The sequence below is a fragment of the Buttiauxella sp. genome (genome assembly GCF_035271705.1).
Taxonomy (GTDB): Bacteria; Pseudomonadota; Gammaproteobacteria; order Enterobacterales; family Enterobacteriaceae; genus Buttiauxella.
In genome coordinates, this window is record NZ_DATERI010000131.1 from 1 (window position 1) to 24,330 (window position 24,330).

Here is a 24,330-nt window from a genome sequence, read left to right on the forward strand (position 1 = left end):
GGGAAAGTTTTGCCTATACCACGAAAAGAGAGATACGGAGTGTTCTGTTGCATGATTTACCCTTTGCGTTACCCAGGGTTGAAAGACTGGCCACCAACGGGTGGATGGCACTCACGCTTATCCACCCTACGGTTCGGACTTGTAGAGTGGATAAACGCAGTGTCATCCACTGTGTTTGCGGAGATTACTTACCGCCGAGGCCTTTTTTCGCCAGCTCTTCTTTGAAGTTTTCACGTGTGATCAGTACCACGTCGGTCACTTCGGTGAATTTCGGTGGTTCAGCGCCTTTGGTCACCCAGTTGTAGAGCATCTCGCTACTCTTATAACCGTGAACGTCCGGGCTTGGGAGCAGTGACCCATAGAAGCCTGTAGCCTGTGCTTTCGACAGTTCGCTTATCGCATCAACACCGTTGATGCCCACGCCAATCACATCCGGCGCTTTAAAGCCCTGCCCTTCGGTCGCGCGCACGCCACCCAGTACAGTGTTGTCATTCATGCCGACAATCAGCCAATGTTTCACTTCAGGATGCTGAACCAACATGGAGTTTGCAGCATCAAACGCTCCTGGGATGTCGTTAGATTTGGTAGGGACTTTGTAGATTTGCTTTTCCGGGAAGCCGGCAGCTTTCAGCGCCTCCATTGAACCGGAAGTCCGGCGACGTGCCGTGTCGAGTTCATCAGCCGTAATCGCCATCACCGCTGACGATTTCACGTCCCAGCCACGTTTTTGCATCTCTTTATACAGCTCTTGCCCCTGGCGCTCACCGATTTTGGTCGCCGCCATCATCACTAACGGCACGGTATCCATTGGCGCGCCTTTGGCGGTGACAAATTGGTCATCCACGGCAATCACTTTCATGTCGTAGCTTTTTGCTTTGGCGACAATTGCCGAACCGAGTTTTGGATCCGGGGTACAAATGACAAAACCTTTCGCGCCACTGGCGGCCAGGCTGTCGATGGCATTCAGCGTTTTTTCGCCGTCTGGAACCGCGATTTTAATCACTTCAAAACCGAGATCCTTCCCAGCTTTATCGGCAAATTTCCATTCAGTCTGGAACCACGGCTCTTCTGGTTGTTTAACCAGAAAACCGAGTTTCATTGTTTCTGCGATAGCGGATTGTGACATAACCGCGGCGATGCCGATGGCCGCCAGCGCTTTAGTAAATTTGTGCATGGAAAACTCCCGCTCGATTTTATTTTATGTAGGGTAAGGTTTAGTTAAAACAAGCCATTAGCATTGCAGGCTTTTAGCTCTCAAGGCTGGATGTAGTTGTAGCGGGAAATTAATAATCCATAAGAGAGCCGAATCACACAGCAGAAATACAGTAAAACCGTGCATGTATTCAGCTATAAAAGACATAAGAATGGCAGTATTTGTATGACAAATGAAATTGCGATTAGCAAGTTTGTCCATAAAATTAGCGAGGAAGTGGATAATCAGATCAAGCAGGTATTTTGTTTATTGAAGGCGGGTAAAGCGTTGCGCTTCCCCGCCTGAATTCCTGGACTGTTACCACGGATAATAAATATGATCCGCGTGGTCACGCGCTGGGGCTTCATCCCCTTCCAGGCGAGCCGCAACAGTCAGTGCAAAATCAAACACTTTGCCCAGACCTTTTCCGCTGATCAGGTTGCCGTCTTCGACCACATCAGCATCAACATACACGCCATCCGTAACCTGCTGCCATAAATCACCAGAACAGACATAACGGCGGCCTTTCAGTAAACCATTGCCACCCAGTACACGCGCCGCAGCAGAACAGATCGGGCAGATGAGTTTGCCCAATTCGTCATGACGGCGCACGAAGGAGATAACATTCGCACTGCCTGCCAAAAAGACGCTGCCTTCCGGGCCGCCTGGCAAGACCACAGCATCAAAGGTTTCATCAAAACACTCACTTAACGTGGCGTCGGCTACTATCGGAATATCGTGATAACTCACCACTGCACGCGTATCCACGCAAGACAGTGTGCGAACATTTATTTTCAGGCGACGTAAAATATCAATGGTAACAATGGCTTCCCCTTCTTCAAAACCAGGGGCTAACAGGACTGCAACGGTTTTCATCCCAACTCTCCAGGTTACCCCCGCATTCCAACGGGGGCGAAATAGTTACCAGTAGAGACTCCACGCTTGGCGCACGCGAGTCAGTGCTTCAAGGTAGAAATAGTCTCCCCAGCTACAGCATTCATCGACGCCTTTGCCGCTTGCCATGTGATAAACCGAGTGTTTCAGTAAGCCGTCACAGGCTTCGTCATCACGTGCCAGATAGTTATCCGTCAGTGACTCGATAATACGCAGCGCCATCTCTTCATAATGGGCACGATGTTCATCCAACACCGGCAACGCTTTCACCAATTCCAGCAGCCCACAAGCGGCAATCGCCGCCGCCGAACTGTCGCGCACCGCATCGGTCCCCAACAATGCCAGATCCCAATGGCAGACATCATCTTCCGGCAAGCGGTTGATAAAGTAATGCGCCAGGCTACGGGTAAGATCCACCATGCTGGTGTCACCGGTATACAGGTAGGTGAGCAAGAATCCATAAATGCCCCACGCCTGTCCACGGGACCAGCACGAGCTGTCACTAAATCCCTGATGCGTATTCCCAAATCTCGGCTCGCCGGTTTTCACATCCATATAGAAAGTATGGAACGTGGAAGCATCCGGGCGAACAATGTACTTTGCCGCCTGCTGTGCGTGTGCCGTTGCCGCTTGCGCGTATCGTGCATCGCCAGTTTGTTGGCTTGCCCAATACAGCAGCGGAAGGTTCATATTGCAGTCAATAATCATCCGGCCCTGTTGTTCCGGGTCGTTCAAATCGCCCCACGCCTGGATGATTCTGGCTACCGAATTGTAACGTTCCATTAAAACGTTAGCCGCTTGCAGCGCAGTTTGACGTGCCGTTTCATTACCCGTTAAGCGCCAGGCATTGACGCACGACAGCGTATAAAGGAAGCCCAAATCATGGGTCGCGGTATCAATGCGCTTGTCGACTCGTTCCGCAAATGAAGGTAGATAGCGCTCAGCGGCTTGACGATATTTGTCATCGCCAGTTAACTCCCAGGCAAGCCATAACTGCCCGGTCCAAAAACTGGTGGTCCATTCGACGTTGCCTGTCGGCTTCCACTTGCCGCCTTCGCAGGCTTCATTGGGGAACTTGTCACCCAGCGCAATCATGTTTTTGTCTAATTTTTGGGTCACGCTTTTTAATGCGCTATCCAGTTTACGATTCAGTGCCAGACGGTCAACCTGATGCAATTCAATCGGGCGCAGTGGCTCGGTCACGATTTTTTCAGTGACAACAGTACGGGTCATAACGTCTCCTAAAATTAATGTTTAACCGGCTCGGCGGGAGCGGTATTTAAAGCGGGTGTAAAAGTACGGGACTCATCGCGTTTTGACTGGCAGCGCGAGAGTGTGAAAGCTGAAATTAGAGTGAAGAACAGTGCGCAGCAGCCCATCATTAGGTAGGTATGCTCGAAGCCGATTTTGTCGTACAGATATCCAGCAGGCGGTGCCACAACCACGGAACCGACGTAGATCATTGCCTGGTAACCCAGCAGATACATGGTGGCGTTAATCTTCTTATCGAAATGTTCCGCGATGTATTTGAAGACCGAAATCAGCAGTAGTGAGATTTCAACACCGTAGAACGGTTTGATGATTGAGATGATCAGCGGATCGCTGGTCAAACCGGAGGCAATCAGACGTGCTCCGACCACGCAACCACAGAACAGCAACCCTTTTTTGGCACCATAGTGGTTCACCAGCAACGGGATGAACATCATCATTACGAATTCCATGCCGGACTGAACGGTGCTCAGGTAGCCGTACCATGCGTTCCCCTGTTCTTTGGTGTCAAAGAACGAAACGAAGTAGCGCGGGAATTGCTGTTCAGCCACAAACATCATCCAAGCCACACCGGCGACATACAGGCTAAACATCCAGAATTTGCGGTTTTTCAGCAACATCAGTACATCAGCAAATACAATTTTGTTCGCGGCAATCACATTGTTATTACGCAGTTGCTCATCACCAATTTTCAGGCTGACAAGCACCAGTAACATCAGCACTGAAGTGGTGCTGCTGACAAGGAAGTTTGCCAGCGGCGAGTAGTTGAATAACAAGCCGGAAACTGACGCAGCCATGGCCCAGCCCAGTGAACCCCACATACGAATGCGCCCAAATTCCAGTCCGTACAGACGGCTGAAGCGGTCAGCATAGGATTCTGAAGCGGCGACACCGGCATACCAACCCAGGCTCAGGTACAGCGCACCAATCACAATCCCTGCCATGGTGTGCGTCAGTAATAATGGTTGATAAATGAATACAAAGAACGGGGCCATCAGCGCGGAAACGGCGCAGACAAAATAGAGCAGCCATTTGCTCATGCCGATCTTATCCATGATGTAGCCATAAACCGGTTTCATCACCACGGCAAAGACCCCGTTGATAGCAAAAACGCTGCCGATGGTGATGCTATCTAATCCCACTTTTTGGCTCAGCCACAGGGCATACAGCCCGAAGCTGGAAGACCAGGTGAAAAAGTAGAGAAAGATAAAACTGCTCATTTTTATTTGCGCGGTGCGCGTTATTGTCGACATATTCATTGGTGTTTCTCCAGAATCATCACGGCAGTTTATTCAGCATGAGTTGTTTTTCGTGGTTGCCCATCACCAGACGTACAACACCTTCGTTGACAATGGCTTGCGGGCGAGCGTTTCCATCAAATGCCGCCGAATCCCCAGCCCAAACAGCACTGATTAGCAAATGCGTTCCCTTACACAATTCCCCTTTCAACAGGGGAACCGCAGCGCGTTCAGCAAAGAGCAGGTTGCTGTTTGGTGGCGTTAACACCTGGTCGCCATTGCGCAGTTGTGGGCTTAAGCAGTAAATGGCGCTGGTATCCGTGGCGGAGGTCAATTGGCAGTTGGCTAACGCGATATTCGCCTCGGGAAGTGGACGGTTTGGCAAGCTGAAGCCGCCTTCTGCACAATCCAGCTCACGTTCGGTTTTGATGGAATGTACGCGCAACTGCCAGTCGCCCAATGGCAACAACCAGCTGTCGATAGTGACATCCACCCACGGCTGCCAACGGCTGTAAATCATGCCATCAGCGGTGGTGACGTTCTGGCAATCGCGACGCCCGCGCCAGTAATCGTCTTTCTCCGATAACAGCAGCATTGAATCGGGAGCCGCGTGATTTAGCCCGTAACGACCCCGTTCAATGGTGAAACCGTAACGAGTGGAATAAGCAAATTTGCAATATTTGGCTTCGGTATTCACGAAGTTATTCAGTTCGAGCTGCCCGGAGGTCAACATCCATAAATGATTAGGTTGATGAACCAGAATTTGTGAGGCATGAGGAATGCTATGGTGCGCGTCACGCGGTGGTAATGGCAATTCTTGTGCCTGCCAGAAGGCATTTTCTTCGCCTAATGCCAGTATCAGCATGGTTTTCAGCCCCCAATATGGAGAGCCCGGTGCATTGTAATCTTCTGCCATGACCAGGTTTGGATAGCTGTAACCGACACTCAGCACTCCATCGCGGTCGAATAACGGTTGTTGCAACCACCAGCGTAAATGGCGCAGTACGATGCCTTTTACCACGCCCGGTTCATAGACTTCCAACTCGGCAAACGCAGCCGCACTCCAGAATGCGGCTTGTGCAAAGCGATAAGTCAGGCTGCGGCCAAAGGGAATAGCAGCCCCGTCATCCGCGAAGAAATGGATAAAGTCGGTAGCAAACAGGGTTGCACGCTGGCGCAATTTATTGCATCGCTCGGGATCAACATCCGCCATTAGTTTGGCGTAGATCAGCCCATAGAAATGGAAACCCATCGAAATATAATAATCACGTGGACGCCCGGGCCCGTCGGAATACCAGCCATCACCGAGATAATAACGCTCCATTGCAGCGAAGTGCGTTTCCAGCGCATCGGCATTTTTCGGCATTCCACAATGATGGAAGCCCACCTGTACCAAAATCGGGAAGTAATGCCAGTTGTTATCTGGAATATCCTGGTTTTCACATTGCTTTAGCCACTGCCAAAGATGCTGCTTCTCTTGTTCATTGAAGTGCGCAAGCAGCGGTTTATGGGCGACTGCCAGTAATAATCCGTAGGCTGCCATTTCCACAATACGTTGGTCAAAAGAGGTGACCTCACCCCAATAATCCACGTGGTGTGGATTCGTCCCGTTTTTAATAGCCTGAATATAAAAAGCAAATTGTTCTGGCTCATGGCCCCCCGCCAGCAATGGCGTCACACCCCACAACAAACGCGAGAAGGTTTCCATATTGGCAACCTGCTGGCCGTAATGTGCTGTGAAATTAGCAAGGTCTACCCGACTGGTATCATTTTTAAAGAATGGCGAAACGGCATTCAGTAATTCATTGACCAGTTTTTGCAGGTCGTCTCTGCTTTGCAGGGGATTGTTTAGGGTAATACTTTTAGGTTGCAAGATGTCCTCCCATTAAACACGAGAATATTTTAAGTTATTGTTATTCATATTTTCATTGCGCTAATACTTCGCGCTGGGGCCAAGAGTAGTCGCTTTTATTCCGCCCTCAGAGTGAGCCGCATCACAAAAATAAACCGACATTTCAATTTCGCTGGATTTTTCTATTTACCAAGGGAATAAATTACAAATGATGGCGTAAAAACTTAAAATTATTGTCCTGGAGAGGAAATGAGCGAAGCACTATTGATGGAGCGAATTACGCTGGATAGCCAGGTTATCTCATTTCACCGCCTGCGAGCGTCAAGTGCTCAGTATTATCACTGGCATCAATGCGTTGAATTTCTATATATTTCAAAAGGGTATGGGATTGTAGTGGTGGATAACCAACATTACACCGCACGGCCAGGCCGGTTGTTTATCTTCCCCCCTTTCCGCTTGCACAAAGTGCATGTCGAGGCCAATGACAAAAACCAGTATCACCGCACCACCATGCACATTGAGCATTCATCCGTGATCAGCACTCTACAGGCCTTCCCGCGCCAGCAAGCTCAATTTTCTGCCCTGGCCGCCAGTGACGTGCCCGCGCAAATTTACGATTTGAGTGAACAGGCAGAATTTATGGAGGTCATTCTCGGCGAGTTCGACAAACTCGACCCGATGGCTCACTCAACGGCCAGTGATGTTGCGTTTATGGTCATGCAGATAATGGCTTTCCTCCCCGCGCAACCACAGGTGTTTATGCCGCAAGAACAAACGGTTGCCTCACGCATCATGCAATGGGTTGAAAATAATTATCGTGGTAAGTTTTCCCTGGATGAACTGGCACAATCAGTTGGATTATCCCGTAGCTACACTTCACGTATTTTTCGCCAGCAGACCGGTGGTAGCATTCATGAATATCTGTTGACCCGACGCATCAAGAAAAGTTGTGATCTGTTACGCACTTCTCCATTAAGCATTGATGCCATCGCGCTTGAAGTGGGTTTTATCGAGGCCACTTATTTCATCACCTGCTTTAAGAAGATGATGAATCAGACCCCGTTGCAGTACCGGAAACAGTCTCGCACTCAATTATCCAATGGGTAGGAAATATGATCCAGCACAATAAATAGTTAATTTGATATTTCACTATTACGCGGTCAATCACAATATTCATCATTATATTAATACAGCCACTCTTATAACTTTGGCGAAACAGGAAATACATTTTAACTTTTATTCCCCCCTGGAAAATGAGGTTGTAAATAAGGGTAAACACACAAAATTAAGAGTTTTCTTAATAACCCAAAAGAGGTATTCTGTTTATTGACGTATTCAGGACGCCCTCTCAACCGAGATATAATGAATGCAAAACTGTTGTTTTGCCTGGTAATAATAGAAAAACCTTCTTTTATTGTTCTTGAGATGCTGACATGACATTTATTCCAGGCTTAACCAATGACCCGCTTCTAAAAGGAAATTATTATGGCAACTTCAGGGATGGTTCAAAGACTTAATTTGCAGATTAACCGTGATTTCTGCTCCTCGAACCTGTATTTGCGCCTCAGTACATGGTGCTCTGAACACAGTTTAACGGGCACGGCGAATTTCTTAAGGGGCCAGGCACAAAGTAATGTCACGCAAATGATGCGGATATTTAATTTCATGAAGCAAGCGGGCGGCACTCCCATTGTTGGGGCAATAGAAACACAACAATGCGAATGCAACTCTTTGGAAATGCTGTTTGAACAAACGCTGGAAGACCATCACCAACGCTGTGCCACCTTATCGAAATTAACCGCAGAAGCGGTCGCCCTGAAAGATTACCCAACGCTCACTTTCCTGAAAACCGTAGACCTGGAACAACAAGAAGAAGGTGAGTTGCTGAAAACTATTCTCGACGAAGTGCGTAGTGCCTATAAAGCCGGGCTGTGTATGAGCCAGACCGATGAGCATTTAACAAATTTAGTCAATCATCAGCTGCATTAAGATTCTGAGTTCACCTATCCCATTACGATGAGTCACTCCGTCTGCACAGGGTGGAGTGTTAATTTTTTGTTACTAAATATCTGTTTTAATTGAATTTTGACAAACACGATCTGTGTCTCAATGTAATTACTTACATTCTGTGATGATTATTACATGTCAAATATCCAGGAATTATCATGATAACCATTGAATTCATTGTCATTATTTTATGCCTGTTAGTCGGTACACGTTTTGGCGGGATGGGCCTTGGCCTGATTAGTGGAATTGGGCTATTTATTCTCACTTTCATTTTTGGGCTTGAGCCTGGAAAACCGCCCGTTGATGTAATGCTGACTATTCTTGCGGTAATTGGATGTGCCGCCACATTGCAAACTGCAGGTGGTTTGAATGTCATGATGCAGTTTGCCGAGCGACTGCTGCGCAAACATCCTCAACATATTACGTTGCTTGCACCGTTCACCACCTGGATGCTGACTTTCCTGTGCGGTACTGGCCATGTGGTGTACACCATGTTCCCAATTATCGCCGATATCGCGCTGAAGAAAGGAATTCGTCCAGAACGCCCAATGGCTGTGGCGTCAATTGCTTCGCAAATGGCGATTACTGCCTCTCCCGTCTCAGTGGCCGTCGTTTCACTGATTTCGATTCTGGCGGCTAACCATGGAATTGGCCAAGCGTGGAGCATCCTCGATATTCTCTGCGTTTCAGTACCCGCCTCCTTATTTGGGGTGCTGATTGCAGCACTCTGGAGCTTGCGTCGTGGTAAAGACTTGCAAGATGACCCAGAGTTTCAGGAAAAACTTGCCGACCCGAAACAGCGTGAGTTTATCTATGGCAACAGCGAAACGCTGTTAAATCAGGTGTTCCCAAAGCAAGCTTACTGGTCAACGTGGATCTTCTTTGCCGGGATTCTGGTGGTCGTGTTGTTAGGGGCTGTTCCGGCACTGCGTCCAGCTTTCGACATCAAAGGCTCATTAAAGCCGCTTTCAATGAATCTGGTTATCCAGATGATGATGTTGATTGCCGGTGCCGTCATGCTAATCGTGTGCAAAGTGAACGCTTCCGCTATCTCCAACGGTGCTGTATTTAAAGCCGGAATGGTGGCGATTTTCTCGGTATTTGGTGTGGCGTGGATGAGTGATACCTTTTTCCAGGCACATCTTGAAGAGCTAAAAATGGCGTTGGAAGGCGTGGTGAAAAGTCATCCGTGGACTTATGCCATCGTGCTATTTTTGGTTTCTAAACTGGTGAACAGCCAGGCTGCAGCCTTAACCGCCGTCGCACCGATGGGCTTGATGCTGGGTGTGGAACCGAAAATGCTGATTGCCTTCTTCCCGGCATCCTACGGTTACTTTGTATTACCCACTTATCCAAGTGACCTGGCATGCATCGGCTTTGACCGTTCCGGTACGACGAAAATTGGTAAATTCATCATTAACCACAGTTTCATTTTGCCAGGTTTGATCGGCGTGAGTTGTGCTTGTGCGGCGAGTTATTTGCTGGTGATGACGTTCTTCTGAGTGTGGTGTTGTAGGTCGGGTGACGCTTCGCTTACTCGACCTACAACGGTTACAACCGCTGAAATTAATGCGCTTCGTTTTGCGGTGTAAATTTCAATTCAATCAAAGAAATGGCTTTTTGAATCGCACGGCGGGTCACGGGATCTGCCGCTGCAGGGTGCGTGGCGAAATCAATGGTCTTTAATTGGTTCGCCATTTTTTCGCGCACTTCTACAGGTGCAATCACATCAATGACATCCAGAATTTGTTTAATCACTAACTGGCATGCCACTACATCAGAAACCAGTTCCTGGTCGGCAGATAATTGTTCAGACATTATTACTCTCCTATTTCGCAATGGGCGTCATAGTACATTTCTGTGCGTTGAAACGGTATCAGTAATAGAACCCTGCCGGTAAAAATGAACGACTGGGTGGTGAGCCAATGATTGCGGGTAAATAGCCAAATTTAAGACATAAAAAAACCTGCCGCGGCAGGTTTTTCTTCAGGCTGGCAAATCAGAACATGCCACCTGGCGGTACATCTTTAAAGGTTTTGCAGTACTGTTCGAACATGCTTTTCAGGATTTTGCGCAGTTTCATTGTGTGCTCCAGTGATTTCTTTTTACAGGTTTTGCTCTTTATGGGGCTCATAATATGACACTGGTCACATAAATCAATAGTTTTGTGATGCACATCACAGATTTTCCTTGTGGATTTCACAAGTCATTCACATTAAATGGCTTGCAAATCCAACACTTAACTGGTTAATTGACTCAATAAATTTTTAAAACGTTATTTTAATTTTGAGTTTCATTCATGGCAAATTCCCCTTCTTCGGCACCAAAACGTGGCATTTCTGGTATGGCGTTACTGGTCGCTGGCGCATTTTTTATGGAATTTCTCGACGGGACAGTTATCGCAACCGCTCTGCCGGAAATGGCAAAAACATTTGGAGTTGATGCCGTTGATCTGAACATCGGTATGAGCGCTTATTTGCTGACTCTGGCGGTGTTGATTCCGGCCAGTGGTTGGATTGCTGACCGCTTTGGCGCACGCAAAGTTTTTACTCTCGCACTCGGGATCTTTACTTTTGCTTCCGTGCTGTGCGGGATTGCCAATACGCTGGAACAGTTTGTCGCCATGCGTATCTTGCAAGGAATGGGAGGGGCGCTGATGGTGCCAGTCGGGCGACTTGCTGTGTTACGCACCACACCCAAACATTTACTGATTACGGCTATCGCCACGCTAACCTGGCCGGCACTGGTTGCGCCGATAATAGGTCCACCGCTGGGGGGATTCATCACCAGTTACGCCTCGTGGCGTTGGATTTTTTATATCAACCTGCCGCTTGGATTGGCTGCGATGGTGCTGGCGTGGCGTTTGATTCCGGATATTCACGATGACGATCGCCGCCCGTTTGATGGCATCGGTTTTACCAGTACCGCTGTAGCGATGATTAGCCTGGTCTACGGCCTGGAAATGCTCGGGCAATCGCAAATTAATTTACTGCCCACAGTGAGTCTTCTGCTGTTGGGTGCCGCAGCGTTGTGGTTTTCTCTTTGGCATTTTAAACATGCCCAACATCCGATGATTCGTCTTGATGCTTTAAAGGTACAAACTTTTGGCGTGACAATGTATGGCGGTTCGCTATTCCGTACCTCTATCAGTGCGGTCCCTTTTTTATTACCGCTACTGTTCCAGGTCGGTTTCGGTATGGATGCTTTTCATTCGGGCTTATTGGTTTTAGCGGTATTTGCTGGAAACCTCGCCATGAAACCCGCTACCACACCGTTGATTCGCGCGTTAGGGTTCAAAAAACTGCTGATCATTAACGGCCTGTTAAACGTCGCCTCTCTATTGGCCTGCGCTTTTCTCACACCTCACACCGCGGCCTGGTTGACGATTGCTATCCTGTTCTTTGGTGGGATGTTTCGCTCAATGCAGTTTACTGGCATCAGCACCCTCGCCTTTTCAGATGTGCCATCCACGCAAATGAGCTATGCCAACACGCTCTTCAGCACGGCGACGCAACTGTCTGTTGGGTTGGGTATTACACTTGGCGCGATTGGGATTCGCCTTGGGGAGAAAATCAGCCAATGGCTCGATATTACGTCGATTCCAGGTATGTCTATCAAGGTTTCGTTCGTGATGATTACGCTAATTTGCTTGTTTGGGTTAATTGATTTGCTACGACTGCCGCATGACGCCGGAAGCAGCGTGTCCAAAAAGCAATAATGCGGTAAGTCACTGTAGGATTAAGCAAGACGGTGTATAAAACGACAGAGAAAACCCTGTGCTAGTGCAAAAAAAACGGCCAGTAAAAAACTGACCGTTTTTAATGTTAATCACTATTAGGCAAGGATTTCGCGAACGAACGCTTCAATCTCTTTATCCTGACAGTTTTCGAAGAAACACTGCTGGAAACGTTCGCCAGTCACAGCGGTTTTCACCAGTTCGCGGTCGATAGAACGCAAGGTGTCCAGATAGTTTTCTTTCACAACTGCAGCTTTAACCTGGTTCAGGATGCCCGCGTTACGAACCTGTGGTTCTTGACGCTCGATTGGGTACCCTTCGCCTTTACGGCCAGTGAATGCTTTTTCGAACATGTAACGTACGTTCAGCTCTGCACCCCAGCCGAAGCCTTTAGCGAATGCCAGTGACAGCGCGTTACCGTTGTTGATTTGGGCGAACAGGAAAGCATCTGCTGGATCCAGGCAGTATCCGCAAACCACACCCGGGTGGATGTTCAGGGACATCATTGCGCCCTGACCTGTGCCGCAACCGGTCACAACGAAATCAACGGCTTTAGAATTCAACAGAATGCTCGCCATAATACCGAGGTGGATGTAGGTCAGGTGGTGATCCTGCTCATTGCTCATACCTACGTTGTAAACCGGGTACTCTTTCTCAGCAGCAACCGCTTGCAACTCATTAAGAATGATTGCGTTTTTACCAGCCTGACTGTTTTCCATCATCAGTGCTATTTTCATTTTCGTCTCCAGATTGGGTCACGGGATCTCCCGCGGGGAATCGCTTGGGTATGCATTAACAATACTATCTAGCAAACACACTTTCAAATTTAATGAACTTTTGTTTTAAAAAACTAAGATGTGCTCACACTTCTGCCTATCCCCAAACAGCGACTCATCTGTTATGCAGATTTGGCGAGACGAAACATCGCCACACTATCGTTAAGCTGGTGCGCTTGTTTTCCCCGTTCACCGCGTGCCAAAACATGCATATGTGCGCGAATGCTCTCCATCGGTTTAACCGGAAAATAATCAAGATAACGCTCAGTCACTAAAGTGATGGCAATACTTGCTACATTCATGCGAATGAAAATGATAACAGCCGTTATTTGCTTGTTTATAAATGCCTTAAGTTTAGTTTTATATAACCCATATAAATCATCTTAAACAAAATTACGCAGTATTATGCTGTTGATAATATTCCTTTTGACTGCATGCTAAAATCATAAAAATATCATTTGAGGCTGAGCATAATGAAAACTATTTATTTTGTTTTAGTGGCTGCGTTATTAAGCGGTTGCACCATGAATAAGACCCCACAGCCCGTCAAAGGCAGCGAAGTTGTAGGTGTCGCTCGCCTGAGCTTTGATGTTGCGCCATTACAAAGAGCCAAAGTCGATACCTATGTTGCGCAGTCAGCGGCCAGTCATCAGTGCCAGCAATGGGGATATACTTCGGCTTTCCCCTATGGCGAGCCGATCAGAACCTGTAGTCTGAGCAGCGGCGCGTTGTGTCTGAACCACACCGTCACGCTTGAGTACCAGTGCCGTGGTATCGGAATGGAGAAGTACCTCAGAGATGAAATAGTCGTGCAATGATTTTCCCCGTCATACTTCAAGTTGTGGGTATAGCCTTAAATTAACCGTGGTTTGGGTAATAATAATTATTCGGCCACGATAATTAAATAATAATCATTCCTATTGGGTGGCGATAATATTTTAGTATAAATAGTTTAAAAGAGAATAATATTAGCAACCATTCCCATTACAACAATTTAATTAACATTTTCTTTGCATTATAGAAATAATAAAATTAAAGTAGCACTAATGTTAAATAGCTAATTCTCACGGAGCACATCATGCTTAAAGCTGAAATGATCGAAAAACTTAACGAACAGATGAATCTTGAGCTTTACTCTTCCCTGCTTTATCAACAAATGAGTGCCTGGTGTAGCTTCCATAGCTTTGAAGGGGCTGCCGCTTTCCTGCGTCGTCATGCTCAAGAAGAGATGGAACATATGCAGCGCCTGTTTGCCTATTTGACCGATACCGGGAGCTTGCCTCGTATTAATGCGATTCCAGCACCAGATCAAGATTACGACTCTCTGGATAAGTTATTTAGCGCCACCTACGAACACGAACAGTTAATTACGCATAAGATTAATGAACTGGCTCATGCGGCGATGACTTCTCAGGATTACCCGACCTTTAATTTCCTGCAGTGGTATGTCTCTGAGCAGCATGAAGAAGAAAAACTGTTTAAATCTGTGCTGGATAAATTAAGTCTGGTGGGTAAAAGCGGTGAAGGCTTGTATTTCGTAGATAAAGAACTGGCTACTCTGGATACTCAAGCTTAATACGTTCTAACCGGTAAGCATGACTTATGCTTACCGTTTTTTCAGAAAAATCACTTCTGGTCTTCAGGCTCATGGCTAATTAATTATTGCTTACGAACCTTCGACACTCGATACCAACCGTCACTCTGCTTCCCTTCATTAGCCAGATTAATTCTCGCTTTTCCTTGCCCATCCAGCATCGCCACCTCGATATAATATGGCCCATTAACCCATGTTAACGTCAATCAGGCATCCATGGAGCGAATGCCTGTTAGTGAGATACATATTTTCAAGGTGTGATTAATGGACGGTTTTTGACTCAGACTGAGGCTGACCTTTCCCCCAAGAATGTAATTCCAACGCAGCTGGGCCAATCGCTGCCTGACTCGTTTCATATTCCTCTTCGGTCATCTGTTCCAGCTTCGCGATATTGGCCTCTTCACCATGCAAGGCAATCACCTCCAGCACGGTTTGCAGTGCTTCTGGCAACGTAGTCCAGTCACTTAGGGCAACACCGCGCATATAACCAAAACACCACTCCTCAACGATAGTGTAATCATTGCCATCCACTTCGCGATAACCAAACAACGGATCAAACTGATCAGGCGCATGGCACAGGCGTTCTGCAATATCATTCATATGCTGAGAGGCGAGATCATTAAAGCGCTGCTGTTCTTGTGCACTTTCCCAATGAGGAAGTTGTTCTTCACCCCCCCATACTGCTGCCTGCCACTGTGCAAGAGCAATCATCGTCGGCGCGGAGAGAATAGCGGTCAGCATCCCGTCTAATTCTGAGACATCCAGCACGGAATCATCGTTACCATACTGGGTAAGAGTGTCATCCAACCATTCCAGTTCTTCTTCGTTTAGCGGCCCTTGATTCATGCTGTGTTCTCCAAAATGTGTACTTTTTTTAATCCGAATTTAACAGGAAGACTTTTAGGGTCTGGTCGGCCTGTGATATGCAGTGACTTTAACCTAAAAAGGATCATTTTTGAGAAAGGATGTCAGGAAAAATGGTGTTTCTGCGATTTTCAAAGGAGTTCTGCTGCGCTTCGGTACAACGTTCATCCCAACGTTGGCCTGCCCCCCTTCCCTTCACTATATGCATGTTTGTTATAAAAATGTAACAAACCTAACCTAGACTACCCGCTTCTCTGAAATCAACACGGACAGGAAGCGACGATGAGCAAACCACTTTTCAAACAAGAACATAGTGAAGATGTCAGCAATCAGAGCGATAACCCAGTTTTTTCCGGTGTGGTTGATGCGTTTTTCAGCCGCCGCCGTTTTTTGCAATTAGGTGTCGTGGCGGGTACGGCGGTAGCCTTTCCTTCATTGCTGCGGTCACCTGCTGCGCTGGCCGTTGAAAAGGCCATGTCTCGCCCGACGACACTGGGCTTTACCAGCATTGCGGTGTCAACGGATGACACTGTGCGTGTGCCAGAAGGCTACATCGCGCGTCCGTTTTATCGCTGGGGAGATGCCACTGGCATGAAAGGTCATCTGCCGGAATTCAAAAAAGACGGCAGCAACACCACTGATGAACAAGCCGCACAGGCCGGGATGCACCACGATGGCATGGCTTGGTTTAGCCTGCCACTGGGCGGCGATTCCCCGACCCACGGCCTGCTGACGATGAACCACGAATATGTCGATAACGGGCTGCTATTCAAAGACGGCGTGGCGAACTGGAACCTCGACAAAGTGCGCAAGGGTCAGAACGCGATGGGTGTGTCGGTTATCGAAGTGAAAAAAGAGGGTGACGGCTGGACGGTGGTGCGCCCGTCGCAGTACGCGCGCCGCATTACAGTGAACACGCCGATGAACGTCACAGGACCGGCGAAAGGTCATGAGCTGCTGAAAACTGCGGCGGATCCCGCGGGCGCCACCATTCTCGGTACCATGCAAAACTGCGCCAATGGCCACACGCCGTGGGGCACGTATCTCACTTGTGAAGAAAACTGGTCAGATATTTTCGTCAAAAAGGCTGCACCGAATGCGTTGGAAAAACGCTACGGCATCAGCGACAGCGACGATTCTTATCGCTGGAATGAAGTCGACCCGCGCTTTAGCGTCGATGCAACACCGAACGAGCCGAATCGTTTTGGCTGGGTGGTGGAAATCGACCCGTTTAATCCCGATTCCACCCCACGCAAACATACTGCACTTGGGCGCTTCAAACACGAAGGCGCGGCTATCACGCTGGCAGCCGACAGTCGTGTGGTGGCGTACATGGGCGATGACCAAAAATTTGAGTACATCTACAAATTCGTCTCCGATAAAACCTATGCGGCGAACAACCGCGAGGCGGCGATGGATCTGCTGTCTTCCGGTACGCTCTATGTGGCGAAATTTAACGACGATGGTAGCGGCGAATGGCTACCGCTGATCTTCGGTCAATCGGGTCTTGATGCCAGTAATGGTTTCGCCAGCCAGGGCGAACTGCTGATCAAAACACGTCTGGCGGCAGATGTGGTAGGTGCCACGAAAATGGATCGCCCAGAGTGGATTGCCGTCGATCCGCACGCGGCGGGCAGTGTGTATTGCACACTGACTAACAATAGTGACCGTGGTAAAGAAGGCAAAGCCCCTGTCGATGCCGCCAACCCGCGAGCCAGCAACGTATACGGTCACATTATGCACTGGCAAGAACAGGGTGACGACCCTGCGGCCACACGCTTTGCATGGGATATTCTGGTGATGGGTGGAAAACCGGATGCCAGCGATGATGTGGCAAAAGGTTCGATGAAAGGTGCCGAGTTTGGCAGCCCAGACGGCCTGTCGTTCGACCCTAGCGGCGTGCTGTGGATCCAGACCGATGTCTCATCCAGCACTATCAACAAAAAAGCCTACGAAGGCATGGGCAACAACCAGATGCTGGCGACCATACCGGGCAGCAACGAGTTCCGACGCTTCCTGACCGGGCCACGTGGCTGCGAAATTACCGGCATCGCCTTCACGCCGGACAACCGAACCCTGTTTATCAATATTCAGCACCCTGGCGAGCCGGGCGATGACATTAGTGATCCGGCGAATCCGAATGCGGTTTCTCGCTGGCCGGATGGGGAGAGCAGCGGTCGTCCGCGCTCCTCAACGGTGGTTATCGTCAAAACCGACGGCGGGGTTATTGGAAGCTAACACACTCTGGCCCCAGGGAGTGGGGCCACAGGTTTGCGCTCGCTTAACGCCTGCCGGGCTACAGACTGATCGGCTTAATATTCCAGATCTCGTCTGCGTACTCCTTTATTGTTCTGTCGGATGAAAAATATCCCATATTGGCGATATTCAGTACCGCACGACGCGTCCACTCATCCTGCTCCCGATAGACCTCATCTACACTATCCTGTGTATCAATATAGCTGCGGTAATCCGCCAGCAACTGGTAGTGATCGCCCAGATTTAGCAGCGAATCAACCAGAACTCGATAACGCTCCGGCTCTTCCGGGCTGAAGGCTCCGGTCGCAATCTGCGTAAGCACCTGGCGCAATTCAGTATCCTGCTCATAGAACTGGCGGGGGTTGTAGCCATCGCGTCGTAATGCTTCCACCTGGCCGGCGGTATTACCGAAGATGAAGATATTCTCTTCACCCACATGCGCCTGCATTTCGACGCAGGCACCATCCAGCGTTCCGATAGTCAGTGCTCCGTTTAGCGCAAACTTCATATTACTTGTGCCGGATGCCTCAGTGCCCGCCAACGATATTTGCTCAGAGAGATCGGCTGCCGGAATAATTATCTGCGCCAGGCTGACGCTGTAATTGGGTAGAAACACCACTTTCAAACGGTCATGGACACGTGGGTCCTGGTTGATAACCTTCGCGACATCATTAATCAGGCGGATAATCTGTTTCGCCGCAAAATACGCAGACGCCGCTTTACCGGCAAAAATGACCACTCGGGAAACCATCTGGCTATCTGGTGATGCCAGCAGACGGTTATAGCGTGTGATCACATGCAGCACATTAAGCAACTGACGTTTATATTCGTGAATACGCTTGATCTGCACATCAAACATGGCCTGTGGATCAACCACCACATTTAATTTTTTCGCGATGTAGATGGCCAAACGCTTTTTGTTCTCCAGTTTGGCGTCTTTCACCTTCGCCAGAAAAACCGGAAAATCAGCATTTGGCGCTATCTCACTGAGCTGTTCAAGGTCAGTACGCCAGCGGTAACCGATGGCCTCATCCAACACCGCAGAGAGTGGCCGATTCGCCAACCCCAGCCAGCGACGTGGCGTCACACCGTTGGTTTTGTTGCAAAAACGTGTCGGGAAAATGCGGGCAAAATCGGCAAACAACGATTGCACCATTAGCTCGGAATGCAGGGCCGAAACCCCATTAACCTTGTGACTGGCCACCACCGCAAGCCAGGCCATACGCACCCGACGCCCCTGACTCTCATCAATCAGTGATACACGCGACAGCAGGTCGTCATCTCCTGGAAAGAGCTTCTGCACCTGCGCGAGAAAGTGGTCGTTGATCTCAAAGATTAACTGCAGGTGCCGAGGCAGAATACGGCCCATCATATCAACCGGCCACGTTTCCAGTGCTTCATTCATCAGCGTGTGATTGGTGTAGGAGAACACCTTTTCCACCACTTCCCAGGCACTCAGCCAGCTGAATTGGTACTCGTCAATCAGCACACGCATCAGTTCCGGGATCGACAGTACCGGGTGAGTATCATTCAGGTGAACGGCAACCTTATCAGCAATATTGTCGATGGTTTTGTACATCAACAAGTGGCGGTGAAAAATATCCTGTATCGTTGCCGAGACCAGAAAATACTCCTGTCGCAGGCGTAATTCCCGTCCTGAATAAGTGGTGTCATCCGGGTACAGCACACGCGATACGTTTTCAGACTCATTTTTATCTTCCATCGCCGCAAAATAATCCCCCAGGTTGAATTTACCCAGGTTGATTTCATTGCTGGCCTGCGCACTCCACAGACGTAATGTATTGGCTGCACGGGTATCAAAACCTGGGATAACCATGTCACAGGCCATCGCCAGCACTTCTTCGGTTTCTACCCAGTGAACTTGGCTACCTTCTTGCTGTATCCGCCCGCCAAAACGCACTTTATAGCGGATATTATGGCGCGGAAACTCCCACGGGTTACCGTATTCCAGCCAGTGATCCGCCGACTCCATCTGTTGACCCTCGACGATATTTTGTCTGAACATGCCGTATTCGTAGCGAATACCATAGCCGTGCCCCGGCAGTGAAAGTGTTGCCAGAGAGTCCAAAAAACAGGCGGCCAACCGCCCCAGTCCTCCATTCCCCAAACCGGGATCATTCTCTTCCTCCAGCAGGGAATTCAGATCCAGCCCCATTTCATTCAAGGCATCGTCCACATCCTGATAGATACCTAATGACAACAGTGCGTTTGACAGCGTTCGGCCAACCAAAAACTCCATCGAGAGATAATAAACCTGACGCACATCTTGCGAGAATTGAGCGCGAGTGGTCTGGAGCCAGCGCTCGACCATAAGATCACGCACAGCAAATAATACCGCGTTCAACCAGTCGTGCTGGGTGGCAATGGCCGGGCCCGTCCCAACATTAAACATCAGCTTATCGGCAATCGCGCGTTTCAGCGCTTTCACGCCGGGCTTCGGTGAGGTGTAATTAAACGGAGTAGTCATATATCCATCCTGAAAGTATGTGATGACAATAATGAATGTCCGTGATTCAAACCAATTGACAAAATATAAATTGTAACTATTTTCAATTCAGTCAACTCGGCCCATTTTTATTCATACTCGATTCTGAAATGAAATTTTTTCAAGCAGCTCGTATTAAAAATAGGGTCAGATGGCATGCACCAAATTATCGTTTTGGGGTATTGCTTACAGACTTTGGGCTGAGAGTCTGTGTAGGGTATGTTGAATCAATAACCCGCAGGAGTAGATAATGAATCAGCCTCGTTTTAGTGGTGTCATTCCGCCAGTCCCTACGCTGTTCGATGCACAAGGTGAATTTGATGAGGCCGCTCAGGCGATACTCATCGAACATTTAATATCCTCGCCAGTAGATGGTCTGTTTTTCCTCGGCAGCGCCGGAGAATTCGCCCATATGTCGGAATCACAGCGCACGCAAGTGGCTGAGTTCTGTGTAAAACAGGTCGCAGGGAGAAAACCCGTGTTGGTGGGTATCGCTTATTGTGGTACGCGACAAACTATTGATGCAGGCCTGCATGCTCAGCGAATCGGCGCAAGCGGTGTGGTGGTCGTTAACCCATGGTACAACCCGCTCAGTGAAGCCAATCTGCTACACCATTACAAAACGATTGCCGGCGCGCTTGAGTTGCCGATTCTTCTCTACAACTTCCCGGCACTAACGGGTCAATCTATTCCGGTTCATGTTATTCGTGAGCTTGCGTTTAGCTGCCCAAATATTGTCGGCCTGAAAGATACCGTCGATACTCTGTCGCATATTCGCGAAACCATTCATGCGGTTAAAGCACAGCGCCCTGACTTCGCCATTTTCGCCGGTTATGACGAATACCTGCTGGGTACGTTGATCCTTGGTGGCGATGGCTGTATTCCGGCCAGCGCAAACTTTGCACCGCACCTCACCTGTGGAATTCTGGATGCTTTCCGTAAACAAGATTTCGCACGGGCTGTTGAATTGCAACAATCCTTATCCTGGATACCTCCTCTTTATGGGATGGATCTGCCTTTTTACAATGCTGTTAAATATGCGTTGCAACTTATCGGGCTCAATATTCCGGTACATTCACTCCCCCCAGCCTCACCATTAACAGAAGACATGAAAAAGGAAATAAAAAATATTCTGCAACGTGCGGGCTGCACATCCACTTAATGCCCCATTCCACCAGATAATCAGATGCTCGGAAGTCTCTGGCTCCATAACGGGGCCAGTTGCTGCTTTCTCGCGTAATTAACCTTTCTCGCTTCGTTATTCACACGCGTTATTTCATGGCTGATATCACACTAATATCTAAAGTAATTATCAGTGTCTGGCAGGTTATTTCCACGTTAGCGAGGAAATAATGGTGATCCGTCTCACGAATTTATGTAAAATCGTGATATTAACCTGGGTCGAAGTGATGACTGCGCATTATTAGCTTATTGAATAAATGACTTCCTGTGTTCGCTTTCAGACGAACATGTGATGGAATTTCTTTTCTTTTGAAAGTATTAGAAAGCAAACAAATAACTTAAGCTAAGCTTGCATGCACAATTACCCTTACGACTATTGTGGCGAATAAGATTTCCTTAACCGCTTATCCCCTGACATCCATATTTTCGCTTTCCTGAGCACCACTTTCTATGCAAAAAATATTACGAATATACCTTCTACTGGCATGTTTTTCATATCTATTGTTCTCCCCAACCCTCAGTTGGGCGAATGAAAGTGTCGGGCAATCTATCGATGGAGTATCGGTTAAGGTTGATTCCAACAGCGTGTTGCCAGTGTTACAACAACGACTGGACGCGCTCAAACAGCGGGTTTCTACCGCAAAAACCGATAAGCAGTTCACCAACCTGAATAATGATGCCCAGTTACTCGCCAATGACACCGAGCAACTGATGATCACGCTGGCGCCACAACTGGCGCAAGTACAGGCGCAACTTGAAGTATTAGGCCCCGCTCCCACGAACGGTACGCTAACAGAAACCGCGCAGGTGGTGAGCCAACGGAAAAGCTTAAACAGCAGCAAGGCACTGCTCACCACGCAAATTGAGCAGGTTAACGTCATCGCCCTGGGTGCGCAAAATCTGTCAGCGCAAATTGATGAAATGCGTCGTGGTGCACTAAAAACCCAGATAGCGCTGAACACAGGCACGCTGTTAGGCAAAGATTTCTGGACACCGCTGTTCACCCCAAGCGTGCAGGATGCCACACGTTTCAACAAATTTACGTCACAACTGCGTGATGCCTGGCAGCAAGCTTGGGACAAAGAGTGGCAGGTAGGTTCTGCTGTCTATTTGCTACTGGCGCTGGCGATGGGCATCTTCGGCCGCAGAGTACTGGATAAGCCTATCAACTGGATCCTGTTGCACGTGCTGCCACAGGGCCGTTTCCGCCGCAGTTTCCTGGCCTGTTCCACGGCCCTTGAGTTCACATTATCGCTCGGGATCTGTGTTCAACTGCTGTGCTATATTTTTACACGTTTACCCGCAACTTCTCAGTGGGTACATGAGTTTGCCGGCCAACTGGTTGGGTTAACCTATTTCTCTGCACTGCTTGCCGCTCTGGGGATTTCGCTACTCTCTAACCGCCAACCTTCCTGGCGTTTACCGGGCATTGCCGATCCTGTAGTAAAGATATTGGCTCCGTTCCCAGTCATCCTGGGAACATCTATCTTTATCTTCGGTACCTTCGAACAACTGAATGCCCTGGTGGGAGCAAGCATTGATCTGACGCTCTTGGGTAATGGCTTGCTGGCTTTACTGGTCGCGATAATCGGTTTGGTCGCACCGCTCCGGGTCAACCGCATACGCCGTATGATGCGTGATGAGGGCGAAGAATCTGAAGTACGATCAACCATTGCCGGCCTCGTTCATCTGGCTATTAGCCTCACATCAACGGTGATTCTGCTTAGCTTGCTGATTGGCTATATCCCACTGGCACGTTTTATTAGCTTTGAATTGTTATGGATAGGGCTGGTCATCAGTTGCTGGTATCTACTGGCCCACTTTGTGGTGGATTTGTGTGACATCGTGTTTTCGCCGACGACCTATTGCGGGAAAATGCTTAAAAGCTCTCTGAGTGTCAACGACAGGCATCTGTCACTTGCGGACACACTGTTCACCGGTTTAGGTAAAACACTCCTGCTGCTGCTGGCCACGGTCGCACTAATAAATGGCACCTTCGGTAGTACCACGCCTTTAGAGTTACTCAACAAAGTAGCTGAGATTTGGGGTGGAAAAGGGCTGGAAGGCTCTAGTGTTATCCCTTCCCGCGTGATGAATGCCTTCCTGTGTACCGTCGTCGGGTTATATGTATTACGTTCTACACGTCACTGGTTGGATAAAGATTTCCTGCCGAAAACCAAGCTAGATCGTGGGATGCGCGCCTCGTTGGTGACACTGTTCGCCAACATTGGTTATGTGTTAATCATCATGCTGACCTTCTCTATGCTCGGCATCGAGTGGAACAAACTGGCGTGGATTGTCAGCGCCTTGTCGGTCGGTATCGGTTTTGGCCTGCAAGAGATTGTGAAGAACTTTATCTCCGGTCTTATCCTGTTGACTGAGCGCCCGGTGAAAGTGGGTGATCTGATAAGCATCAGTGGAGTAGAAGGAGATATCCGCCGTATTAACGTCCGCGCCACTGAGATTCAGCTCAGTGATAAATCCACGGTGATTGTACCGAACTCTCAGCTTATCTCGCAAAATGTGCGTAATGCCACAATGGGCAATGCGCAGGGTGTAGCGACTATCGCCCTCACCTTCCCGCTGAATATCGATCCAGAACAGGTACGCACTTTACTGCTGGAGGCTTATCGTCTGCACGAATCGATTCTTGAAGCCCCTGCGCCATCAGTGAGTTTTAAAGAGTTGGGGCCGAATGGTATTGTGCTCAGCGTGACCGGTTATGTACTCAGCCCACGTATGGTCGGCTCAACACGAAGTGATCTGTTATACGAAATCCTTAAAATGCTACGTAACGCGGGAATTGACCTGAGCCAGCCACAAAAGTAATCCTGGTAAGTCAGTGAACTGCGTTGCCATAGTGAAAATAATAAAGCCGGTCACAAATGACCGGCTTCAAGGATCGTTTTATTCGGGGTCAACTATCCGTCACTCCTGGAGTATCACAGGCTAGTATGTGTCCCT

At 48.7% G+C, this 24,330-nt stretch carries 21 protein-coding genes; 9 read left to right on the plus strand and 12 right to left on the minus strand.

Annotated elements, in window-relative coordinates; translation table 11 throughout:
• Positions 1–184 precede the first annotated feature (184 nt).
• From VJY99_RS12170 to VJY99_RS12190, 5 genes are all read right to left on the minus strand, one after another.
• Entirely contained in the window at positions 185–1,174 is a 990-nt protein-coding gene (locus VJY99_RS12170; protein WP_324118768.1) for an arabinose ABC transporter substrate-binding protein, read from the minus strand.
• Between the two features lie 336 nt (positions 1,175–1,510).
• Positions 1,511–2,068 (minus strand): DJ-1 family glyoxalase III, encoded by a 558-nt coding sequence (locus tag VJY99_RS12175; RefSeq protein ID WP_324118770.1) that lies wholly within the window; start codon positions 2,066–2,068, stop codon positions 1,511–1,513.
• A 45-nt stretch (positions 2,069–2,113) separates the two neighbouring features.
• Entirely contained in the window at positions 2,114–3,319 is a 1,206-nt protein-coding gene (locus VJY99_RS12180) for a glycoside hydrolase family 88 protein (protein ID WP_324118772.1), read from the minus strand.
• A gap of 14 nt (positions 3,320–3,333) precedes the next feature.
• On the minus strand, positions 3,334–4,608 hold the full coding sequence (locus VJY99_RS12185) for an oligosaccharide MFS transporter (RefSeq protein WP_414641591.1): 1,275 nt from the start codon (positions 4,606–4,608) through the stop codon (positions 3,334–3,336).
• A gap of 25 nt (positions 4,609–4,633) precedes the next feature.
• Positions 4,634–6,466 (minus strand): DUF2264 domain-containing protein, encoded by a 1,833-nt coding sequence (locus tag VJY99_RS12190; protein ID WP_324118776.1) that lies wholly within the window; start codon positions 6,464–6,466, stop codon positions 4,634–4,636.
• A 228-nt stretch (positions 6,467–6,694) separates the two neighbouring features.
• On the opposite strand from VJY99_RS12190, the gene VJY99_RS12195 reads away from it, so the two are divergent.
• The 3 genes from VJY99_RS12195 to VJY99_RS12205 all read left to right on the plus strand — a co-directional run bounded on the left by VJY99_RS12195 (position 6,695) and on the right by VJY99_RS12205 (position 9,954).
• Positions 6,695–7,552 (plus strand): AraC family transcriptional regulator, encoded by an 858-nt coding sequence (locus VJY99_RS12195; protein ID WP_324118778.1) that lies wholly within the window; start codon positions 6,695–6,697, stop codon positions 7,550–7,552.
• A 378-nt stretch (positions 7,553–7,930) separates the two neighbouring features.
• The gene (locus VJY99_RS12200; RefSeq protein WP_324118779.1) at positions 7,931–8,434 is read left to right on the plus strand and encodes a non-heme ferritin-like protein; all 504 of its coding nucleotides are present in this window, start codon (positions 7,931–7,933) and stop codon (positions 8,432–8,434) included.
• 176 nt (positions 8,435–8,610) lie between these two features.
• Positions 8,611–9,954, plus strand: a complete 1,344-nt coding sequence (locus tag VJY99_RS12205; RefSeq protein WP_324118781.1) for an anaerobic C4-dicarboxylate transporter — start codon at positions 8,611–8,613, stop codon at positions 9,952–9,954.
• 64 nt (positions 9,955–10,018) lie between these two features.
• Here VJY99_RS12205 and VJY99_RS12210 read toward each other — a convergent pair whose 3' ends face one another.
• Positions 10,019–10,270 (minus strand): DUF2766 family protein, encoded by a 252-nt coding sequence (locus VJY99_RS12210; RefSeq protein WP_034496127.1) that lies wholly within the window; start codon positions 10,268–10,270, stop codon positions 10,019–10,021.
• 181 nt (positions 10,271–10,451) lie between these two features.
• Complete coding sequence (azuC, locus tag VJY99_RS12215) at positions 10,452–10,535, minus strand: stress response protein AzuC (RefSeq protein ID WP_324118814.1); 84 nt, start codon at positions 10,533–10,535, stop codon at positions 10,452–10,454.
• A gap of 216 nt (positions 10,536–10,751) precedes the next feature.
• On the opposite strand from azuC, the gene VJY99_RS12220 reads away from it, so the two are divergent.
• On the plus strand, positions 10,752–12,170 hold the full coding sequence (locus tag VJY99_RS12220; RefSeq protein WP_324118786.1) for an MFS transporter: 1,419 nt from the start codon (positions 10,752–10,754) through the stop codon (positions 12,168–12,170).
• Between the two features lie 116 nt (positions 12,171–12,286).
• Here VJY99_RS12220 and VJY99_RS12225 read toward each other — a convergent pair whose 3' ends face one another.
• A complete protein-coding gene (locus VJY99_RS12225; RefSeq protein WP_324118787.1) occupies positions 12,287–12,925 on the minus strand; it encodes an RpiB/LacA/LacB family sugar-phosphate isomerase in 639 nt (212 codons plus the stop codon).
• Positions 12,926–13,086: 161 nt separating this feature from the next.
• Positions 13,087–13,266: a hypothetical protein gene (locus tag VJY99_RS12230; protein WP_324118789.1), complete on the minus strand. Its 180-nt coding sequence runs from the start codon at positions 13,264–13,266 to the stop codon at positions 13,087–13,089.
• A gap of 171 nt (positions 13,267–13,437) precedes the next feature.
• On the opposite strand from VJY99_RS12230, the gene yecR reads away from it, so the two are divergent.
• The gene (yecR, locus tag VJY99_RS12235; protein ID WP_324118791.1) at positions 13,438–13,782 is read left to right on the plus strand and encodes a YecR family lipoprotein; all 345 of its coding nucleotides are present in this window, start codon (positions 13,438–13,440) and stop codon (positions 13,780–13,782) included.
• Between the two features lie 260 nt (positions 13,783–14,042).
• Positions 14,043–14,540: a non-heme ferritin gene (gene ftnA / locus VJY99_RS12240; RefSeq protein WP_324118793.1), complete on the plus strand. Its 498-nt coding sequence runs from the start codon at positions 14,043–14,045 to the stop codon at positions 14,538–14,540.
• Positions 14,541–14,623: 83 nt separating this feature from the next.
• On the opposite strand, the gene VJY99_RS12245 is transcribed toward ftnA, so the two are convergent.
• Positions 14,624–14,764, minus strand: a complete 141-nt coding sequence (locus VJY99_RS12245; RefSeq protein ID WP_324118816.1) for a hypothetical protein — start codon at positions 14,762–14,764, stop codon at positions 14,624–14,626.
• Positions 14,765–14,819: 55 nt separating this feature from the next.
• Entirely contained in the window at positions 14,820–15,404 is a 585-nt protein-coding gene (locus tag VJY99_RS12250) for a UPF0149 family protein (RefSeq protein ID WP_324118795.1), read from the minus strand.
• 300 nt (positions 15,405–15,704) lie between these two features.
• On the opposite strand from VJY99_RS12250, the gene VJY99_RS12255 reads away from it, so the two are divergent.
• Positions 15,705–17,660: a PhoX family phosphatase gene (locus VJY99_RS12255; protein WP_324118797.1), complete on the plus strand. Its 1,956-nt coding sequence runs from the start codon at positions 15,705–15,707 to the stop codon at positions 17,658–17,660.
• A gap of 58 nt (positions 17,661–17,718) precedes the next feature.
• Here VJY99_RS12255 and glgP read toward each other — a convergent pair whose 3' ends face one another.
• The gene (gene glgP, locus VJY99_RS12260) at positions 17,719–20,166 is read right to left on the minus strand and encodes a glycogen phosphorylase (protein ID WP_324118799.1); all 2,448 of its coding nucleotides are present in this window, start codon (positions 20,164–20,166) and stop codon (positions 17,719–17,721) included.
• A gap of 268 nt (positions 20,167–20,434) precedes the next feature.
• On the opposite strand from glgP, the gene VJY99_RS12265 reads away from it, so the two are divergent.
• Positions 20,435–21,346: a dihydrodipicolinate synthase family protein gene (locus tag VJY99_RS12265; RefSeq protein ID WP_324118801.1), complete on the plus strand. Its 912-nt coding sequence runs from the start codon at positions 20,435–20,437 to the stop codon at positions 21,344–21,346.
• A gap of 470 nt (positions 21,347–21,816) precedes the next feature.
• Positions 21,817–24,195, plus strand: a complete 2,379-nt coding sequence (locus VJY99_RS12270; protein ID WP_414641590.1) for a DUF3772 domain-containing protein — start codon at positions 21,817–21,819, stop codon at positions 24,193–24,195.
• Positions 24,196–24,330: the final 135 nt, after the last annotated feature.

Excerpts from the sequence above, each read along its gene's own strand:
- VJY99_RS12170 (WP_324118768.1), bottom strand. The coding sequence starts at position 1,174 with ATGCACAAATTTACTAAAGCGCTGGCGGCCATCGGCATCGCCGCGGTT.
- VJY99_RS12175 (WP_324118770.1), bottom strand. The coding sequence starts at position 2,068 with ATGAAAACCGTTGCAGTCCTGTTAGCCCCTGGTTTTGAAGAAGGGGAA.
- VJY99_RS12180 (WP_324118772.1), bottom strand. The coding sequence starts at position 3,319 with ATGACCCGTACTGTTGTCACTGAAAAAATCGTGACCGAGCCACTGCGC.
- VJY99_RS12185 (WP_414641591.1), bottom strand. The coding sequence starts at position 4,608 with ATGTCGACAATAACGCGCACCGCGCAAATAAAAATGAGCAGTTTTATC.
- VJY99_RS12195 (WP_324118778.1), top strand. The coding sequence starts at position 6,695 with ATGAGCGAAGCACTATTGATGGAGCGAATTACGCTGGATAGCCAGGTT.
- VJY99_RS12200 (WP_324118779.1), top strand. The coding sequence starts at position 7,931 with ATGGCAACTTCAGGGATGGTTCAAAGACTTAATTTGCAGATTAACCGT.
- VJY99_RS12205 (WP_324118781.1), top strand. The coding sequence starts at position 8,611 with ATGATAACCATTGAATTCATTGTCATTATTTTATGCCTGTTAGTCGGT.
- VJY99_RS12210 (WP_034496127.1), bottom strand. The coding sequence starts at position 10,270 with ATGTCTGAACAATTATCTGCCGACCAGGAACTGGTTTCTGATGTAGTG.
- azuC (WP_324118814.1), bottom strand. The coding sequence starts at position 10,535 with ATGAAACTGCGCAAAATCCTGAAAAGCATGTTCGAACAGTACTGCAAA.
- VJY99_RS12220 (WP_324118786.1), top strand. The coding sequence starts at position 10,752 with ATGGCAAATTCCCCTTCTTCGGCACCAAAACGTGGCATTTCTGGTATG.
- VJY99_RS12225 (WP_324118787.1), bottom strand. The coding sequence starts at position 12,925 with ATGAAAATAGCACTGATGATGGAAAACAGTCAGGCTGGTAAAAACGCA.
- VJY99_RS12230 (WP_324118789.1), bottom strand. The coding sequence starts at position 13,266 with ATGAATGTAGCAAGTATTGCCATCACTTTAGTGACTGAGCGTTATCTT.
- yecR (WP_324118791.1), top strand. The coding sequence starts at position 13,438 with ATGAAAACTATTTATTTTGTTTTAGTGGCTGCGTTATTAAGCGGTTGC.
- ftnA (WP_324118793.1), top strand. The coding sequence starts at position 14,043 with ATGCTTAAAGCTGAAATGATCGAAAAACTTAACGAACAGATGAATCTT.
- VJY99_RS12250 (WP_324118795.1), bottom strand. The coding sequence starts at position 15,404 with ATGAATCAAGGGCCGCTAAACGAAGAAGAACTGGAATGGTTGGATGAC.
- VJY99_RS12255 (WP_324118797.1), top strand. The coding sequence starts at position 15,705 with ATGAGCAAACCACTTTTCAAACAAGAACATAGTGAAGATGTCAGCAAT.
- glgP (WP_324118799.1), bottom strand. The coding sequence starts at position 20,166 with ATGACTACTCCGTTTAATTACACCTCACCGAAGCCCGGCGTGAAAGCG.
- VJY99_RS12265 (WP_324118801.1), top strand. The coding sequence starts at position 20,435 with ATGAATCAGCCTCGTTTTAGTGGTGTCATTCCGCCAGTCCCTACGCTG.
- VJY99_RS12270 (WP_414641590.1), top strand. The coding sequence starts at position 21,817 with ATGCAAAAAATATTACGAATATACCTTCTACTGGCATGTTTTTCATAT.